The following is a 16,780-nucleotide window of genomic DNA, read 5'->3' on the forward strand; positions in this document are numbered from 1 at the left end:
ATTATATCAGCGTCGTTTTTGCCACCACTGCCATACCCACAGTGACGCTATAGCCAAAGCGAAGATGACACCGAACCCAATGCCTACGGCCACCACCGGTGCACCCAGTTTGATTACCAGAGAATACAGCGCCAGCATCAATAACATCGCGGTATTTTCACCTAAATTCTGTACCGCAATGGCATTGCCTGCGCCCACGCTGTGTTTTCCACGCTCTTGCAGCAATGCATTAAGAGGAACCACAAAGAAGCCGCCGAGAATCCCGATCGTCACCAGTAATAAATAAGCCATCGGCATACTCTGTTGCAAAGAGAATGCCGCTACCGCAACGCCGATCAAAACCCCGGCAGGCATACAGCGTCTGACCGTTTTCAGTGTAACAAAGCGCGCTGCCGCCGCTGCGCCGATCACAATCCCCACCGCTACCGTTGCGTTAAGGATCGTCGGCGTCGCGTTATCAATGATCCCCAATGCCACCGGAACCCAAAGTACCAGTAGAAAACGCAAAGTGACTCCCGCCCCCCAAAAAAGGCTGGTTCCGACCAGCGAGAAACGCGTTTCCCCATCTCGCCACAGCGTCTTACAAGCGGCAAAAAAGCGACGACTCATCACTGTCGGACGCCAAGATTGTCCACGACGGGCGGCGGAAAGACGAGGAATAAACAGGTTAGCGACCACCGCAGCGGCGTAAACCAGCGCACACACGCCTAAAGCGATACTCAGATTCCAGTCCGCTAACATTCCTCCAGCCACCGAGCCAATCAAAATTGCGGCAATGGTTGAAGCCTCCATTAAACCGTTGGCTTTCACCAATTGATCGCCGGAAGTAATTTCTCCCAGGATACCGTATTTAGCTGGTGAATAAGCCGCAGCACCAATCCCAACCAAGCTATAACCGAAGAACGGATTCAAGCCAAAACAGATGGCTAACGCCCCCGCTAATTTCAGAGCATTAGCGGTCATCATGACTCGTCCTTTGGCAAAACTATCGGCGAACTGACCGACAAAGGGTGCCAAAATGATATAAGTCGCGACAAAGGCCATTTGTAAAATCGGCTGGCTCCAATCGGGATAAAGCTGCTGCTTAATCACTGCCAACGTAACGAATAACAGCGCGTTATCACCAAAGGCCGAAAAAAACTGCGCCGCCAAAACGGCCATCATTCCGCGAGATAATAATGGCTTATCATCTGTTGCCCCGTGCTGGGTCATGCTTCCATCTCCGGGTGCTCCGCCATTTTAGCCAGAGTGACAAAATCGGGTTTACCGCTGCCTAGTAACGGCAAAGCTTTCAACGGGCGAATATCGCGCGGAACGGCTAACTCTGGAACGCCACTTTCCCGCGCCGCGGCGGATAAACGTTCACGCGTCATATTGCTATCCGTTGTGAACAACACCAATGCCTCTCCTTTCCCACTATCGGATTTTGCCGCAGCCGCGTGTTGATAATCAGGAGAAACCCGCAGTGCCAGCTGTTCAACGCTTTCCAGAGACACCATTTCCCCTGCTAGCTTAGCAAAACGTTTCATTCGGCCACGAATAGTGCAAAATCCTTTTTCATCTATTGAGACGATATCACCGGTGTCATACCAACCGTTCTGTAGCTCTCCATCAGCATTTTCCGCTACCGGTGGCTCCAGCACATCAGGTTTTTCAACGCGCAGATAACCTTTCATAATATTTGGGCCGCGCAATTGCAAGCGGCCACCCTGTTCAATTCCAGGAACTTTGATCAATCGAGCTTCCATCGTCGGCAAAATTCGCCCAACCGTACCGACTTTAGCCGCCATTGGCACATTAATCGCCACCACCGGCGCGCATTCCGTTACGCCGTAGCCTTCAAGGATGCGAATACCGAATTTATCCTGCCAAATCTGTTTGGTTCCTTCCGCCAATTTCTCTGCGCCAGCAACCACATAGCGCAAGCGGGCGAAATCATAAGGATGAGCAAAACGAGCGTAATTACCAAGAAAAGTCGAAGTACCAAACAACACGGTACAGTTTCGATCATAGACCAGTTCTGGCACGACCCGATAATGCAGCGGGCTAGGATAGAGAAATACCCGACTACCAGTCATTAATGGCGTGAATAATCCAACCGTTAGACCAAAAGCGTGGAACAACGGCAATGACGACATAAAGCGATCTCGAGGCGTAAAATCAGCAATAGTGCGAATTTGCTCGACGTTGGCAAGTAAACTTCCGTGAGAATGCACAACACCTTTGGGATGGCCTTCCGAACCTGAAGTGAACAGAATCAGCGCTGCATCTTCCGCTTTCTGAGCCACCATAGCGCGACGAGGGAGAAAGAGATGGAATAGAATCCAGAGTTTATCCGTCAGACTAACCGTATCCTTTAAATCCTCCAGATAGACCCAATGGGCCTCGCTCACCTGTTCAGGTAAATGAGTTAGCTTCCCTTTCTCAAGGAACTGGCGCGACGTCACAATGGTTTTCAGGCTGGCCGCAGTCATGGCACTTTTCAGCCCTTTAGCGCCGGAAGTGTAATTAAGTAAAGCCGGAATACGCCCACTCAGTGAAGCACCGAAAATAGCCGCGGCGGTAATAGTTGCGTTAGGCAAAAGCATACCGACTCGCTCACCCGATTCGGTAAAACGTTGTAATATCCGGCTCACTCCCAAGGATTTCTTTAATAACGTCTGATAACTATCTTCTTTAAAAGCGATATCTTCGATACACGGCTTATGGCGACCATAACGATCTCTGGCAGACAGCAAAGCTTCGAACAGCGTTTCACGTGGGATTATAGCCATACGTGCCGCCATCATAATCTCATGAAGCTTTTCTCCTGCCAGTATTCGGCGTTCTTTGGCTCTGGGTGCCTCAGGCATCGGTAATTGGGTTGCTGGCAGGACGTAAATACTGATTTTGGGGAACCATTGAAGCTTTAATATCCCCCCCAGGCGGCCAAAGTGACTCAACTCAGGCCCCTCTAAACGCACGGGAATAACTGTCGCACCTGATTTCGCCGCAATAAAGGCCGCACCATCATAAATCTTCATCAATGAACCGGTCACGGTAATCCGGCCTTCTGGGAAAATGACGACGGGTTTTCCCTGCTCGACCATTCTTACTAACTGCTTGATCGACATAGGTTTTGCTGGATCTAGTGGTACGAAATCTACGTAAGACTTTAGCCAACGCATATACCAACTTTCCGTCACGCTGGAATACACGGCAAACACAGGTTTTATCGGTAAGAACAACGCCAATAATATTCCATCGAGAAATGAAACATGATTGGGAGTAATCAGAATTTTTTGATGGGAGAACTGATCGCCGATACCTTCAATGGTGACGCGAAACAGTCGACGAAAAAGGGCGCGCAGTAAGCGGAGAATCATATCCATTTCTCTATCAGTCGATGAGTCAGATAAATGCAGAATACTATAATCACAGCATTTATTCCGCTAACCAACGTAAGAGAATCTGCATGGAAAAAAGAATAAAAAAAAAACCTACGTATCTACGTAGGTCGGTGTAAATAAAAAACTGGCTCTAACACACAGCGTATGTTGATTACTCACCAATTAATACCTCTGGGATATCAACTGTACCGACTTAACCCAAAGCTCAGCCAGCAAATAATCGCAATATTTACGCGCAAAGTGTAACCAGCAATGAACTTTGTCAGAAACAAGATATATGCTGTTAATTCATGTAACTACGGCCATATTTAAGGCTGAAGTTACCGGCTTCTCATCAACTGTATCCCTGCCAATTGCGCCATTATTATAACGCTCTGACCTCCACCAAACAGCTCATTGCATTTGGGCCCTGCGTTAGTGGTGACGTTCCTATATCCAAAGTTAATACATTCGGGTTTCCAGACTGCTCTATCTGATGCCGCTGTTGGCCAAAACCGGGATCAAACCAGGCTCCAGTCGCCATCAAAACGACGCCTCTCGTCACACCGTCCGTAATGCTCACACCGGCCAGACAACTGCCGCGAGCGTTGCTAACCAGCACTTCCATACCTTCGGTAATAGTTCGTGTAGCGGCATCATCTGGATGCATAAATAAGGTTTCGTGTCCGGCAGTTTTGTTTGATTGCGCCAGCGGCGCGGGATCAAGCTGGCTGTGTAGCCGATCCGCTGGCTGGATTGAGATCAAATGCAATGGCCATTTTTCAGCATCGACACTGCCCAACCACTCTACCGGCGGTTTCCATTCAGCGTGAGGACCAAAATCTTCATATTGATAGCCCGCAATTTTCTCACTGAACAATTCTATTTTACCGCTGGGTGTCTGTAAGGGATGCGCCTGAGGATTCGAACGGAACTCATCGAAGAAAACGAACTCTTTCTGCGGGGCAGGCAAGCCAACATAGCCCTGCCGCCAGAAATCCTCAAAGTCCGGCCATTCCACGCCTTCGGCACGCTGCGCTACACCGCACTGTTGATAGATATGCGCGATCCACGCCATTTCATCCCGATTTTCAGTGAAAGCTTCCCGATAACCTAAACGTTCGGCTAAATCAGCAAAAACATCAAAATCGTTTCGCGCCTGATGCTGCGGAGCTATCGCCTGATGCATGGCTAAAACATAACGATCGCGCGAGGAACCACCAATATCATTGCGTTCCAGAGAGCTGGTGATGGGTAGCACGATATCCGCCATTTTAGCCGCTGGCGTCCACCAGATATCCTGCACAATAACGGTATCTGGCTTTTGCCACCCTTTCACTAGCCGATTCAGTTGCTGATGATGATGGAAAGGGTTTCCTCCCGCCCAGTGCACTAAGTGTATATCGGGGTAGGTATGGGTTTCCCCTTGAAATGAGTAACTCTGCCCCGGTTGAAGCAGCATATCGCAAATTCTGGCAACCGGAATTGCCAGCCCGGACGGATTTTTACCCACCGACATAGTCGGTGCCGGTGTATCTATACGCGGGTTCCCAACGCCATTCATTGAGCCGTGCCCGAAAGAAAATCCGCCGCCGGGTAAGCCGATTTGCCCCAACATCGCCGATAGCGCAATCATCATCCAGTAAGGTTGCTCACCTCGATGAGCGCGCTGGATGGAATAAGAACAAGTGATAAAACTACGTACACCAATCAATTGCAGTGCAAGTTTTGCAATGCGATCGGCAGGAATACCAGTAATCTGGCTGGCCCACTCCGGAGTTTTGGCTACACCGTCATGAGTGCCGCGAATATACTCCGCCAACTGCTGGTAGCCAACGCAGTGACTAAGAAGGAAAGCCTTGTCTTCAGCACCACGGCGCTGAATTTCATAGGCCAGCCCCAGCATCAGCGCGACATCAGTATTCGGACGAATGGGTATCCATTCCGCATTTACGAATTCCGGGCAATCATCACGCATAGGGCTGATATTCACGACCGGAGTGCCTTTTCTCACCAGTTTTTCCAGCCAGGGCTTGAGAGAGTGCTCCGCAGCACCACCGGATGATACCTGCGCATTTTTTAACGCTAAACCGCCAAAAGCGATAAAAATCTCGCAGTGTTCCACCACACTTGGCCAGGAAGTCACTCGTCCAGTCAGTGGGCTAAACGTTCCAATGACGTAGGGCAGGAAAAACTGAGCCGCACCCCAACTGTAATTACCCATTTGGTCAACGCCGCCACCGCCGCTAAAGTAAAAACGCCGAACTAGCGAACGAGCGTGGTGTACTCGCCCTGCGGAAGACCAGCCATAAGAACCGGTAAATAGGCCAGACGGGCCATATTGCTCTCTGACTCGGCGGTTTTCTTCCGCAACCAGATCCAGCGCAACATCCCAATCTACCTCAACGAAATCTTCCCGCCCGCGTAAGGTACGATCGCTTCCCTCTCGTTTCTGCAACCATGAACGGCGTACCGCCGGTTTTCGGATGCGTTTATCGGAATAAACCATAGGTACGATAGAGTTTAATAGCGGCGAAGGATCGGGATCTTCTACAAAAGGTTCACAACGAATGAGTTTTCCGTCTTCAACCACGGCGGTATAAGCGCCCCAATGAGCAAGCTGCGGGTAACGAGTAATGGTCATGGCGCTCTCATATAGATCAGTAAAATAGATAAACCTGCAGATGAAAATACCTTCGCCAGCTAGCTAGTTCAACGAACTAATTAAGCTAAACAAGTTCTATTTTGCCTAACCTTCCGGTACTCACCTTAAGTCGCAATAGAAAATGCTCTCTTTTCCGTTTTATTTGGTTTTATCTGGCCAAGTTGCGATCTCTCCCCCTTGCGAGAAGCATTTTTTTCCGCAAAACTGAAGGATGTAAGCGATTACCCTAAAAGTTTATGGAAAAGAAATGGCCACTATTAAGGATGTTGCCAAACTGGCAGGCGTGTCTGTTGCTACAGTTTCACGCGTAATCAACCAATCCCCCAAAGCCAGTGAAAGTTCCCGCGCGGCGGTTTTAAGCGCAATGGAACAGCTACAGTATCACCCAAATGCCAATGCCAGAGCTCTTGCACAACAATCAACAGAAACCGTTGGCCTCATCGTTTCCGATGTTTCGGACCCCTTTTTTGGTGCAATGGTCAAGGCTGTTGAGCAAATTGCCTATGCCACAGGGAATTTCCTGCTAATTGGTAACGGTTACCATAATGCCGATAAAGAACGGCAAGCCATTGAGCAGTTGATTCGCCATCGCTGTGCCGCATTAGTAGTACATGCGAAAAAGCTGCCCGATGAAGAGCTTGTTTCATTGATGAAACAAATTCCCGGAATGGTTTTAATCAATCGGACACTGGCAGGATATGAAACACGCTGTGTCGCTCTTGACGATCGTTACGGTGCCTGGCTGGCAACCCGTCACCTTATTCAGCAAGGTCATAAACGCATTGGAATTATCTGTTCAAACCACCAGATTTCAGACGCTATTGACCGTCTTCAGGGCTATCTGGATGCGCTAAACGAGCATGATATTCCCGTGGATGAAAAACTGATCGCTTATGGCACACCAGATGAACTGGGCGGCGAGCAGGCAATGACCGAGTTATTAGGTCGCGGCAAGCAAATCACTGCAATAACCTGCTACAACGATTCAATGGCCGCTGGTGCTTTATCAGTACTTAGCGATAACAGCATTGATGTACCACAGGAAATCTCTCTTATTGGTTTTGATGATGTTCTGATCTCTCGTTATTTACGCCCTCGCCTTACCACTATTCGCTACCCGGTAGTTGCGATGGCAACTCAGGCAGCAGAGCTGGCTTTGGCTCTGGCTAACCAGACCCCACTCCCTGAAATCACCAACATGTTCAGCCCAACGCTGGTTCGTCGGCACTCGGTGACCAATCCGCCAAATCGTACAGAACATACGGAGTAACCTGCACTTATCCCTATTATGTTAAACTGCGCGCCCTGGATATCAGACTGGCTAAGAGGTTAGTGCTTAATGATTACTATGCTAGATGTCTCTATACGTGCTGGCGTTTCAAAAGCGACGGTTTCTCGCGTATTAAACGGCACTGGGCAAGTGAAAGAAAGCACCCGGGCTGCGGTTTTCAAAGCAATGGACGAACTTGGCTATCGCCCTAACTTTTTAGCCCAATCTTTAGCGAATAGAAGCTCAAACAGCATTGGCCTGGTGGTTTCCAATTTTAACGGCCCTTACTTTGGTCGCCTGCTACATCAAGCAGCCACGCTCACCGAAGCCAGCGGCAAACACCTGATCGTAACTGATGGCCACGATACACCAGAAGGAGAGCGTCAAGCCGTCCGGCTGTTGGCAGACAGGCGCTGTGACGCCATCATTCTCTATACGCGTTTTATGGCTGAGGCTGACCTGATGGCGTTACTTACCAGCCTACCCACTCCGCTTATGGTGGTTAATCGCGATTTACCTCAAGCGCGTGAGAGGTGTGTATTCTTTGAGCAGCAACAGGCCGCTTTTAACGCCGTTAGTTATCTGATCCAGCAGGGTCACAGAGATATTGCCTGTATCACTGGCCCTATTAATACGCCGACTGCGCTATCCCGTCTGTCTGGTTATCGTCAGGCACTGGCCGTTCATGATATTCCTTGTAATGATTCGCTGGTTGTTCAGGGCGACAGCAACGTGGCCAGCGGCTATTCCGCCTGTCATGAATTACTGCATCATAATCGGCATTTCACCGCTCTTTTTGCCAGCAATGACGATATGGCAATAGGTGCTATGAAAGCACTTAATCAAGCTGGAAAGAAAATGCCCCAAGATGTATCGCTATTCGGTTTTGACGATGAACCCAGCGCAGCCTATCTGCAGCCGGCGCTGTCCACCGTATACCTGCCTATTGACGCGATGATCGAGGCTGCGATAACTCAAGCTTTAAAATTAATCGATGGCAAAAGCGTTAATCCCTTATCACCTTTCATCGGCGAGTTAAAAATTCGCGAATCTGTCTCTCCCGGCCCCTATAAACCCTAAGTTACTGTTAGACAAAACCGCTCGCCATACCTTATTCGCCAAGATGCGAGGCGTTTCGCATTCTTTATCCTGACATTTCCCTTGGGATAAAAAATGCTTCATTCTGCTTTAAAACTTGGCCAACCTCATATTTCACAGGACGAGAATGGAGGTATTAATGTTTAAAATCATTGGATTGAGAAATACAAAGCGGCTAACTCACATTCGTGACGGAGAATACCTGAGCAATTTAAGGCTCTATCATCAACAGCGCGGGTATTCAAAAATATCAGGGCAGAATCATGCAGGGAAAGGGAGTGGGGGTTTGCAACGCAAGGCTCAGACCGCCAACGGCAGCCTAAGCATCAGTCTTCGCCAATCTTTAAAGCATTTCCAAGGCAACCAGTTCTTCGATAGTTTGGCGGCGGCGAATCAATCTCGGTTTCCCATTTTCAAACAAAACTTCTGGCAGCAATGGGCGACTGTTGTAATTGGAAGACATCGACGCACCATATGCCCCGGTATCATGGAACACCAAATAATCACCTATTACAGCCCGGGCCAAAGCTCTGGTTTCCAGCCCACCGCCAGCTTGCTGAGTAAATACGTCACCAGATTCACACAATGGTCCGGCAATCACCGAATCAATCAAAGGCTCATTGGTAATATCTCTGCCATCGGCAGGTAATAACGAAATATGGTGATAACTACCGTACATGGCGGGTCGCATCAGATCGTTAAAACCAGCATCGACTAATACATAATGACGGCTACCCATATTTTTTACCGCCCTAACCTGTGCAACCAGAACGCCTGATTCAGCAACAAGAAAACGGCCAGGCTCAATCTCAAGGCTAATTGGGTGGCCTAAATGTTCAGCGATTTGCTGTCTGGCTTTATTCCATAGGCCGTAATAATGTTCGGTATCGATAATATCCTCCCCATATTGGTAGGGAATGGATAAGCCCCCGCCGGCAGATATCGCGCTGATATCCTGATCCAATTCGATTACCTGACGTACCATAGCAGCACAGACTTGTTCCAAATGTTGATAATCAACACCAGAACCAATATGCATATGAATGCCAACCAGCTTTAACGAGTATTTTTGGATTTCGGCTATCGCCGCAGGCAGATCTTGATGCCAGATACCGTGTTTGCTGTTCTCTCCACCGGTATTAGTTTTCTGACTGTGCCCGTGGCCAAATCCGGGGTTTACCCGGAGCCATACGGGATGCCCCGGTGCATGCTCACCAAGCTGAGTTAGCATATCAATTGATCCAGCGTTAACCGGTATATCTAACTCGACAACACGCAGCAGAGTCGTCTGATCCAATAAATCAGCGGTAAATACAATCTCTGCAGGCTCTTGGCCCGGCTGAAAACCGGCTAACAAAGCTCTTTCAATTTCCCCTAATGAAACGGAGTCGACCTTAACACCCTGCTCACGCATTAAACGTAGAATATGAATATTCGAACACGCTTTCTGCGCAAAGCGTATCACATCAAAATTACGCAACTGATTGATACGTTGTGCAATAATATCTCCGTCATAAGCCCAAACCGGGCATCCGAAGCGCGCAGGTAATGCCAGCAGGTTTTCGGCATTCAGGGCGGAGGAAGTATCAGTCAGAGAGAGCGGCATAGGGTTTCCTTTTGGGTAAATCTATTCTGATTAATTTATTGGCTAACTCATTATTAGTCATTCACTTTGGCATTCAAAATATCTATTTACGCACAGTCTATTCATTTATGATATAGCATGAATGCGTTGAAACAGATCAAATCGCCGGTGCACAGGAGCGAATAATGCCCGCTATTTCATTACGACAAATAGAGATTTTTCATGGTGTTATGACAACTGGCAATTTGACGGAGGCCGCAGCTCTCTTACAAACCTCACAGCCAACGGTAAGCCGCGAACTGGCTCGTTTTGAACAGTTAATTCAACTTAAGCTTTTTGATCGTGTACGCGGTCGGCTCTACCCAACGGCGCAAGGATTAAGACTTTTCGAAGAGGTACAGCGCTCTTATTACGGTTTAGACCGCATTGTGCAAGCCGCGGACAGTATTCGCCAGTTCCAACAGGCGCAGCTCTCAATTGCCTGTTTACCCGTTTTTTCACAATCACTACTACCGGCGGTGTGTAAGCCTTTTATCGATCGTTACCCGGAAGTGAGCTTGAATGTAATACCGCAGGAATCGCCGTTGTTGGAAGAATGGTTATCGGCTCAACATCATGATTTAGGTCTGACCGAAAATACACAAACGCCTGCGGGAACCCAACGATATACATTAATGACGCTCAATGAGGTTTGCGTTTTGCCTGCGGACCATCCATTGCAAAGCAAAAAGGTGTTAACACCGCAGGATTTCAACGGTGAGAATTTTATCAGCCTGTCGGTAACCGATAGCTACCGACAATTGCTGGATAATTTGTTTAATGAAGAAGGAATTAGTCGCCGTTTAGTGATGGAAACCCACAGCGCAGCATCAGTTTGTTCAATGGTACGAGAAGGCGTCGGCGTGTCTATCGTGAATCCGCTTACCGCACTCGATTATGCGGCAAGCCATCATGGGCAAGGCGTTTGCGTGCGCCCCTTTAGCGTCGAGGTTCCTTTCACGGTTAGTCTAGTTCGGCCATTGCACCGCCCCTCTTCCGAATTAGTCGACACTTTTATTGCTCATCTAAAACAGCAGGTAACACGCTTTAAGACACGTCTGACCAACGTCATTACCCGCTAACTTGGTTAACACCAGCGAGTCGCGAACGCCGGAAAGTATAAAGGCACAAGAACAGCCCAAGCAGTGCAAGCAATGCAGCAGCTAAAGGCACTGCATTTAATCCTAAGCCTTGTGCAATAACCACACCGCCGACCCAGGCACCTAATGCGTTACCCACGTTAAAAGCAGCAATATTCAGAGTAGAAACCAGATTAGGTGCTTTTTTCCCATAAGCGACAACGTTGATTTGTAACGCTGGCACGGCAGAAAATGCCGCCGCAGACCATAAGAACAAAGTCAGTTCTGCTGCTAGCAATGAATAACTGCTCCAGCTAAATAAGGCAGAGAATACGGCAATCAGCAAAAAGGTCATGGTCAAACTCACTGACAAGCGCCAGTCTGCTAAACGACCACCAACGATATTCCCAAGAGTTAAACCTAATCCCATCAGTAATAGCGTCCAACTGACGCCAGAGGCGGAAACCTTGGTTACCTCAGTCAATAACGGTGCGATATAAGTGAACAGAGCAAACATAGAGGCGGCGAATAACACTGTCATCATCAGTGAAAGCCAAATTCCCGCCCCGCGCAACGCAGCGATTTCTTTGCATAAATCCGTAGGTATTTCATCTTTAGAATCAGGGAGTTTGGCATATAGGGCGAACAATGATAACAGCCCAATCGCGGCCACAACCCAGAAAGTCGATTGCCAGCCAAATGCCTGCCCCAACGCTGTTCCCAGCGGTACGCCCAACACATTAGCCAGCGTTAGTCCGGTGAACATTAATGCTACCGCGGAAGCCCGGCGATTAGGCGGCACCAAATTGGCCGCTACGACGGCACCAATACCGAAGAAAGCACCGTGACATAACGCAGTAATAATGCGAGCCAGCATCAAAAAATCGTAGCTGAACGCTAAAGCGCACATAACGTTGCCAATTATAAAAATAACCATTAGCAACAATAGCGTCTTTTTACGCGGCAATTTTGCCGTTAGTACCGCCATAATAGGCGCGCCAATGGCTACGCCCAGAGCATAACCACTAATTAACCACCCAGCTGTTGGTATAGAAATATGTAAATCACCGGCCACCTCCGGTAATAACCCCATAATAACAAACTCGGTCGTACCTATAGCAAAAGCACTTAACGCCAGTGCCAGTAGCGAAACAGGCATACAAAAACTCCCAGTCAAAAATATCCCTCAGCCGTTACGCGGACGGATTAACAATGTAAAGATCTTATGCTCGGCCTAAAAAACCGACGGGTTATTGAGTCGAAAAGAATGACAGAATAAGTGGGAGCGAGTGTAGGCTCATCAATATAACCTTATAAATTTCAAGTATTTATTTTCTCATCCTGCGAAACAGAAGTAACATGAATGCAAATAGAAAAACCAGAGTTAAGCGAAATCAATCAGGTTTGAAAAAGAGATCCTAGGTTAACTATATGAAGATAGTAATAACGCTTTCCTCTGAACCTGAATATAAATATGTTCGAGAAGGTTACTAACTCGATTCATTTCATCATGCCTTGCCATTGTTCACTGGTCGCAAACCACTCAATTAAGAAGTCCAGCAGAGTTCTTAGCGTTGTAGGCATCTGTCGCCGCGAAGTATAAATACCATAAATGCCCATCGCCTGAGGTTGGTAATCTGGCAATAGCTGGACTAAATCACCAGCGATAATATGTGGCATAGCCGAATAACTGGGCTGAAGAGTAATTCCTACGCCTTCCAAAGCTCCGCTGAGCAGGACAACCGACTCATTAGCGCTCAGGTTGCCGCTAACCGGTACCGAAGATTTAATCCCCTCCTGATCGAAATGCCACAAACTTTTGCCAAAATAAGAATAGGTCAGACAATTGTGCAGAGCCAAATCCTGGGGAGTCTGGGGAATTCCCTTATTTTTCAGATAGGAAGGAGCAGCACAGACTACGGAATAACAGGTAGAAAGCGGACGAGCAATTAAATTAGGATCTAATTCATTGGTGATGCGGATGGCCAGATCTATTCGTTCCTCAACCAAATTGATAGCGCGGTTATTCATCTGTAAATCAATAGCAACCTGAGGGTAACGCTGCAAAAATGCCGCGACAGCAATGCCTAGCGCAGTTTGAGCTAAGGATTGGGAACAACTGATCCTGAGTAATCCACGCAATACATCGCTTTCGCCCCCATCAACCAGATCCATTTCATTAGCCAAAGCCAGCATTTTCCGGCAACGCTCCAGAGTGGTTTCTCCCGCGTGAGTTAAACTAAGTTTACGCGTTGTCCGATGCAATAATCTGGCACCAGCCCATTGCTCCATCTGCGCCAGATAGCGTGTCACCATCGCTCGGGACATCTCTAGCGCTTCTGCGGCAGCAATCATACTGCCCCGATCGACGATGGCTACAAATACTTCAGCGGCCGTTACTCTATCCATAATTAGTCCTATTTAAGCAACAAACAATTGCTCATTATCCGGTTTTTATTGCGTGATATGCAATTTATTATTATTCCCGTACCCAGCAGCTAACAGCCAATAGGATGACTAATATGTTTACTAAAACCCTTTTACAGATGACTTTTGCCAGCATTGCAACTTTCGGGGCTATTTCCACCGCCGTTGCAGCGGAACCGCTGAAAATGGAAGTGTATAACCCTGGCGAGAAAAGTATTTTCCCTGTTTCTTCTGAAATTATCAGTGGAAAAACTGAGGTTGTATTGATTGATGCTCAGTTCCAACGTAATGATGCAGAAGCACTGATTAAGAAAATCAAAGATAGTGGCAAAAAGTTGACCACCATTTATATCAGCCAATCTGATCCTGATTTCTACTTCGGCCTTGATGTCATCACCAAAGCTTTCCCTCAAGCAAAAGTGATCGCAACACCGCAAACTATCGAAGAAATTAAAGAAACAAAAGACGGTAAAATTGCGTATTGGAGCGGGATTCTGAAAGATAATGCACCAAAAACTGTCATTGTACCTCAACCGTTAGTAGGCAATAGCTTCACCGTTGACGGTGAAAAAATTAGCGTAGAAGGTTTAGATGGCCCATCGCCAGAGCGTACTTTCGTATGGATTCCAGCACTGAAAGCCGTTGTGGGTGGCGTGGCGGTTTCCGGGGATATTCACCTGTGGGCCGCCGATAATCAAACTGTGGAATCTCGCGATAATTGGTTAAAAACACTGGATGCGATTAAGGCATTAAAACCCGTTACCGTAGTACCTGGTCATTTCCTGGGTGATGCGCCGCAAACATTGGAATCAGTGAATTTCACACAAAAATACCTGACAACGCTAAATGCTGAAATTCCGAAAGCAAAAGATTCAGCGGAATTGATTTCGGCGATGAAAAAACATTATCCAAATCTTAAAGATGAATCTAGCTTGGAATTAAGTGCGAAGGTGCTGAAAGGTGAAATGAAATGGCCACAATAATTGCCATCTATCAGAGCTGCAGCATTTAAAGCATTCACGAGGAAATAAATATGTCCGGTACCACATTACACTACATTTTCGATCCACTGTGCGGATGGTGCTACGGCGCCGCCCCACTGGTAAAAGCGGCGCAGGCCATACCAGGGCTTTCCATCAGTTTCCACGGAGGTGGAATGATGACTGGAGAAAACCGCCGTCAGATAAATGCAGAGTGGCGTAGTTATGTTATGCCTCACGACCAGCGCATTTCAGGACTGACCGGACAGCCATTTGGCGATCGCTATTTCGATGGGTTGCTGAAAGATACTTCAGCCATACTAGATTCGGCTCCACCAATTACCGCTATTCTTACGGCAGAAATAATCGCAGAACGCGGTTTAGATATGTTGCACCGTATTCAGCACGCACATTATTTTGAAGGTCGTCGGATCGCAGATACGCCAGTGTTGATCGAGTTAGCTACAGAACTAGGTTTAGATGTACAGTCATTTAGCCCAGTATTTCAGGAAACCTTAAGCACGGCGACGGCTCAGCATATTGCTAATAGCAGAGCTTTTTTGGCTAAGGTACATGGCCAAGGTTTCCCGACCTTTATTCTACAAAATGAAAAGGGCGAAATGCAGATTATTAATGCTGGACAATATCTTGGAGATCCAGCGGGATGGACTCAGATGTTAAATGAAGCTATACCTTAGAGATATTACGAGTCTGGTTGATTCATTTATTTTGACAATCAACCAGACAACTTATTTTTGCGCAACTTTAAGAATATAGAATAATTTTTTGGTAAAACGCATATCACTTTTTACCCGCCCCATAACCCACTGTTTAAATCGCCACTTATATACGAAAAAAAAATCATACAATCTATAAATATAAAAGAAAGATTCAGGTTTTTTTGCAGTTAATATTATTGACTCGTTCCAATAGTCTTGCCGTTCCCAAAGGATGACCTTGGGATTGCTCCATAATAACCGTATTACAATCCAACAAGAAAAATAGAGGATAACTTATTACATAAGGCGCTTTGAGTAAATTATTTAGCTCTTCATCATTGCTCTCTTCAGGAACCATAGAGACTACTTTTCCATTAAAGATATTCATCTTGATATCTAAAACTCTAAACAACATTTCCCGATTAACTTTAAAGCTTGCATGATCATCATAAATATCAGCAGAGGTAGTAATCTCACGACCCAAAATGGTAACTCTGGCATTAAGATGGTACTGGTCTAATGGTGTTTTAATTAACTGGTTTACTTCCCAATACCCCTCTATTTCTCTCATGGGATTGAAGTAGGCATACAGAAAACCAAAGCTACTACCAATAATCCCACCCAAAAATGCAGATAGAACACAAAAACCAATTATTTTCTTGTACATAAAAACTCACCGTCCACTCGCCCACAAACGTTATAGCTTCCGTCACTATTTTTTTTCAACATAAGGTTAGGATGCTTACGATAAAGCTTTAAAAAATCCGCGTCTTTCTTTTCATCCAGATTAATAAGTATAGGCAAATCCTGATACTTTACTTTGAAGATGTTAATCTGGTATTCATTAAAGAAGAAAACAAATGAAAAATAAAAAGCCGCGCTAAAAGAAAGTACAACAAGCAATAACTGTGTTAACTGGAAAGGCTTTCTTACATTACGAGAAATTAATTGAGCGTCGTCATTAATTACCTCTAGCACTGTAGGAGTTAATTCATTTTCATCAGCGTTATAAAATACCCGTTTAGGCTCCAAACCTAAACAATATCCTTTTTTTGGTATAGTAATAATTAATTCATGTTTTTTATCATTTAGCGCATTGCGCAGGTTACTGATAGTTTGCGTCAAGGTATTGTCCGTAACATAGCTATCAGTCCAGATTGTCTTTTCTATTTGCTCACGAGAGACAGGGTCTGGATAATTATCACACAATAGAGCAAGAACTTCGGACTCTTTATTTCTAAGTTTTACCTCATTCCCATCGTGTTCAACCGCTCTAATCTTAGGGGTAAAAGTGATATCTCCAATAAAAATCCTATCCATTAGTCCTCCGTTTCAACATCCATGCCGCTTTGTCGGCCTGCTTGGACCTGTCCCATAGCAATAGAAGTTTCAGTATGGCATTGAAATAACTACACAACCCCTAAAAATATCAATCCATGAATGTTCTAACAAAAAATCAATAAACTATAAAACACCACATAAGCGCAAAATTCAATATAGAAATCCGAAAAATAGATTTTTACATCATATATCACACAAAAACATCGGCG

General features: G+C 46.5%; 13 protein-coding genes. 5 read left to right on the forward strand and 8 right to left on the reverse strand.

What is annotated here, in order from left to right:
* Positions 1-6: 6 nt before the first annotated feature.
* The 3 genes from lplT to PL78_RS08890 all read right to left on the reverse strand — a co-directional run bounded on the left by lplT (position 7) and on the right by PL78_RS08890 (position 6,012).
* Positions 7-1,212 carry a lysophospholipid transporter LplT gene (gene lplT, locus PL78_RS08880; RefSeq protein ID WP_064514847.1) on the reverse strand — a complete coding sequence of 402 codons (1,206 nt, stop codon included), beginning with the start codon at positions 1,210-1,212 and terminating at the stop codon, positions 7-9.
* The gene (gene aas, locus PL78_RS08885; protein ID WP_064518343.1) at positions 1,209-3,365 is read right to left on the reverse strand and encodes a bifunctional acyl-ACP--phospholipid O-acyltransferase/long-chain-fatty-acid--ACP ligase; all 2,157 of its coding nucleotides are present in this window, start codon (positions 3,363-3,365) and stop codon (positions 1,209-1,211) included. Before aas ends, lplT begins: the two co-directional genes overlap by 4 nt.
* A gap of 388 nt (positions 3,366-3,753) precedes the next feature.
* A complete protein-coding gene (locus PL78_RS08890) occupies positions 3,754-6,012 on the reverse strand; it encodes a molybdopterin guanine dinucleotide-containing S/N-oxide reductase (RefSeq protein ID WP_064514849.1) in 2,259 nt (752 codons plus the stop codon).
* Positions 6,013-6,280: 268 nt separating this feature from the next.
* On the opposite strand from PL78_RS08890, the gene galR reads away from it, so the two are divergent.
* Together galR and PL78_RS08900 are read left to right on the forward strand one after the other, a co-directional pair.
* Complete coding sequence (gene galR, locus PL78_RS08895; protein ID WP_064514851.1) at positions 6,281-7,303, forward strand: HTH-type transcriptional regulator GalR; 1,023 nt, start codon at positions 6,281-6,283, stop codon at positions 7,301-7,303.
* Between the two features lie 69 nt (positions 7,304-7,372).
* Positions 7,373-8,383 carry a LacI family DNA-binding transcriptional regulator gene (locus PL78_RS08900; protein ID WP_064514852.1) on the forward strand — a complete coding sequence of 337 codons (1,011 nt, stop codon included), beginning with the start codon at positions 7,373-7,375 and terminating at the stop codon, positions 8,381-8,383.
* A 361-nt stretch (positions 8,384-8,744) separates the two neighbouring features.
* Here PL78_RS08900 and lysA read toward each other — a convergent pair whose 3' ends face one another.
* Entirely contained in the window at positions 8,745-10,007 is a 1,263-nt protein-coding gene (gene lysA / locus PL78_RS08905; protein WP_064514854.1) for a diaminopimelate decarboxylase, read from the reverse strand.
* Between the two features lie 164 nt (positions 10,008-10,171).
* Here lysA and PL78_RS08910 point away from each other — a divergent pair, with 164 nt between their 5' ends.
* A complete protein-coding gene (locus PL78_RS08910) occupies positions 10,172-11,107 on the forward strand; it encodes a LysR family transcriptional regulator (protein WP_064514856.1) in 936 nt (311 codons plus the stop codon).
* On the opposite strand, the gene PL78_RS08915 is transcribed toward PL78_RS08910, so the two are convergent.
* Together PL78_RS08915 and PL78_RS08920 are read right to left on the reverse strand one after the other, a co-directional pair.
* Positions 11,097-12,263 carry an MFS transporter gene (locus tag PL78_RS08915; RefSeq protein WP_064514858.1) on the reverse strand — a complete coding sequence of 389 codons (1,167 nt, stop codon included), beginning with the start codon at positions 12,261-12,263 and terminating at the stop codon, positions 11,097-11,099. The two genes, PL78_RS08910 and PL78_RS08915, sit on opposite strands and share 11 nt — an antisense overlap.
* A gap of 341 nt (positions 12,264-12,604) precedes the next feature.
* Entirely contained in the window at positions 12,605-13,513 is a 909-nt protein-coding gene (locus PL78_RS08920) for a LysR family transcriptional regulator (protein WP_064514860.1), read from the reverse strand.
* Between the two features lie 113 nt (positions 13,514-13,626).
* Between PL78_RS08920 and PL78_RS08925 the strand changes: the two genes are divergently transcribed.
* Entirely contained in the window at positions 13,627-14,514 is an 888-nt protein-coding gene (locus PL78_RS08925; RefSeq protein WP_064514862.1) for an MBL fold metallo-hydrolase, read from the forward strand.
* A 50-nt stretch (positions 14,515-14,564) separates the two neighbouring features.
* Positions 14,565-15,209: a DsbA family protein gene (locus PL78_RS08930; RefSeq protein WP_064514863.1), complete on the forward strand. Its 645-nt coding sequence runs from the start codon at positions 14,565-14,567 to the stop codon at positions 15,207-15,209.
* Positions 15,210-15,402: 193 nt separating this feature from the next.
* Here the strand turns inward: PL78_RS08930 and PL78_RS08935 are convergent, their stop codons facing one another.
* A complete protein-coding gene (locus PL78_RS08935; protein WP_064514865.1) occupies positions 15,403-15,897 on the reverse strand; it encodes a hypothetical protein in 495 nt (164 codons plus the stop codon).
* Positions 15,882-16,550, reverse strand: coding sequence for a winged helix-turn-helix domain-containing protein (locus PL78_RS08940; protein ID WP_064514867.1), 669 nt, complete (start codon positions 16,548-16,550; stop codon positions 15,882-15,884). Before PL78_RS08940 ends, PL78_RS08935 begins: the two co-directional genes overlap by 16 nt.
* Positions 16,551-16,780: the final 230 nt, after the last annotated feature.

Source organism: Yersinia entomophaga (assembly GCF_001656035.1).
GTDB classification, from domain to species: Bacteria; Pseudomonadota; Gammaproteobacteria; order Enterobacterales; family Enterobacteriaceae; genus Yersinia; species Yersinia entomophaga.

What these genes read in the sequence shown, in the direction of transcription:
- lplT (WP_064514847.1), bottom strand. Translation starts at nt 1,212, where the DNA reads ATGACCCAGCACGGGGCAACAGATGATAAGCCATTATTATCTCGCGGA.
- PL78_RS08890 (WP_064514849.1), bottom strand. Translation starts at nt 6,012, where the DNA reads ATGACCATTACTCGTTACCCGCAGCTTGCTCATTGGGGCGCTTATACC.
- aas (WP_064518343.1), bottom strand. Translation starts at nt 3,365, where the DNA reads ATGATTCTCCGCTTACTGCGCGCCCTTTTTCGTCGACTGTTTCGCGTC.
- lysA (WP_064514854.1), bottom strand. Translation starts at nt 10,007, where the DNA reads ATGCCGCTCTCTCTGACTGATACTTCCTCCGCCCTGAATGCCGAAAAC.
- galR (WP_064514851.1), top strand. Translation starts at nt 6,281, where the DNA reads ATGGCCACTATTAAGGATGTTGCCAAACTGGCAGGCGTGTCTGTTGCT.
- PL78_RS08935 (WP_064514865.1), bottom strand. Translation starts at nt 15,897, where the DNA reads ATGTACAAGAAAATAATTGGTTTTTGTGTTCTATCTGCATTTTTGGGT.
- PL78_RS08930 (WP_064514863.1), top strand. Translation starts at nt 14,565, where the DNA reads ATGTCCGGTACCACATTACACTACATTTTCGATCCACTGTGCGGATGG.
- PL78_RS08925 (WP_064514862.1), top strand. Translation starts at nt 13,627, where the DNA reads ATGTTTACTAAAACCCTTTTACAGATGACTTTTGCCAGCATTGCAACT.
- PL78_RS08900 (WP_064514852.1), top strand. Translation starts at nt 7,373, where the DNA reads ATGATTACTATGCTAGATGTCTCTATACGTGCTGGCGTTTCAAAAGCG.
- PL78_RS08920 (WP_064514860.1), bottom strand. Translation starts at nt 13,513, where the DNA reads ATGGATAGAGTAACGGCCGCTGAAGTATTTGTAGCCATCGTCGATCGG.
- PL78_RS08910 (WP_064514856.1), top strand. Translation starts at nt 10,172, where the DNA reads ATGCCCGCTATTTCATTACGACAAATAGAGATTTTTCATGGTGTTATG.
- PL78_RS08940 (WP_064514867.1), bottom strand. Translation starts at nt 16,550, where the DNA reads ATGGATAGGATTTTTATTGGAGATATCACTTTTACCCCTAAGATTAGA.
- PL78_RS08915 (WP_064514858.1), bottom strand. Translation starts at nt 12,263, where the DNA reads ATGCCTGTTTCGCTACTGGCACTGGCGTTAAGTGCTTTTGCTATAGGT.